This is a genomic window from Treponema sp. R8-4-B8 (assembly GCF_054786175.1).
The window spans coordinates 1-1,171 of sequence record NZ_BDHE01000112.1 but is presented as its reverse complement, the minus strand read 5'-3'; the positions used below and the strand labels follow the sequence as shown (position 1 = coordinate 1,171).

Below are 1,171 nucleotides of genomic sequence, written 5' to 3'. Positions count from 1 at the left end.
AGGCCTGACGGGAGACAGGCGCTTTCAGGTTCATGGGATAATACGGTAAAACTGTGGGACATAGCAAGCGGGCGGGAGATACGAACCTTTTCCGGGCATGTCAAGCAAGGAAATAATTTCCAAATGGGAAATAGCCGTCTTTGTATTTAAATTGCCCGACGCGTCAAACGCCGCGTCCGAGGGCAAAAAGTAATAATCGCCTTTTGAATCATTCACCGCGTGCCCCGCGATAAAGAGGACGCACAAGTCGCGATCCTTAGCCTGTTTAAACCACGCGAAACTTTCGCGCACGGCAGCCGCAGTCGGCTTTTGCCTTTCGCCGTCCGCCAGAAGAAGAACATTTACTTTCCCGTAACATCTGCCCTCTTGTTTTTTAAACACATTAACAAGCACTTTAGCGTCGTTGACCGCGTAGGACAAATCATGTATCAAAGACGCATTGTAATCGTTCACCCCTATCGCGACCAGCCACAAATCCGGCGGCGCTTTACGCACATCCCCGACAAATGAAATTGAAGCGCAGCTTTCCGCGTTATAACTGTTAGCCGCGAACACTTCCACAACATTGTTCCCGTCTTCCACGTCAAGCTGGACGGTAAAAAACATCCGTTTGTCTTTTCCAGTTACGTTCAACCCGGAGACAGGCACGGCTATCGCCCGCGTATTGCTTTTCCCCGCGACCTGCCTGCCATTCACATTGATCCAAACGTATTTAATTTCACTGTTATCATCATTTATTGTTACTGTAATTTCCGTTTTTTCCGTTTTAATCGCCTGCGTGCTTCTCATAGGCTGTATTGTAATTTTAGGCGGCGGCACAGCGTCTTTAATATTAGCGCCCGCTTTTTTAACCATCGCCTGATAAGCGGCGGCGTTCCCCGAAAGCGCCGTTATTACAATGTCAGGCCGGTAGAAGATTTCCTTATACTGGTTTATGCCGTAGACGTTATTCCCGATACGGACATTGATGTAATTGTCGCCGTTAGGTGAAGCGTTGTAGTAGCCTTCGGGGGTAATGACGATCCATTCGCCGTCGTAGAAGGAAATGAATTGCGCGATTTCTTTGCCGGTGGCAACGTCTCAGATGCGGGTGGTATTATCCTGTGCGCCTGAAACAACGGTTTTACTGTTGGGGCTGAACGCTACGGATTCAACACCCCATGTATGCCCC

Annotated in this window: 2 protein-coding genes; both read right to left on the bottom strand. The window is 49.0% G+C overall.

Annotated elements, in window-relative coordinates:
- Nucleotides 1-30: 30 nt before the first annotated feature.
- Nucleotides 31-606 carry a caspase family protein gene (locus ACYVRA_RS06630; RefSeq protein WP_461251958.1) on the bottom strand — a complete coding sequence of 192 codons (576 nt, stop codon included), beginning with the start codon at nt 604-606 and terminating at the stop codon, nt 31-33.
- A 474-nt stretch (nt 607-1,080) separates the two neighbouring features.
- Nucleotides 1,081-1,171: hypothetical protein (locus tag ACYVRA_RS06625; RefSeq protein ID WP_461251957.1), on the bottom strand; the 91-nt coding region annotated here is incomplete at its 5' end.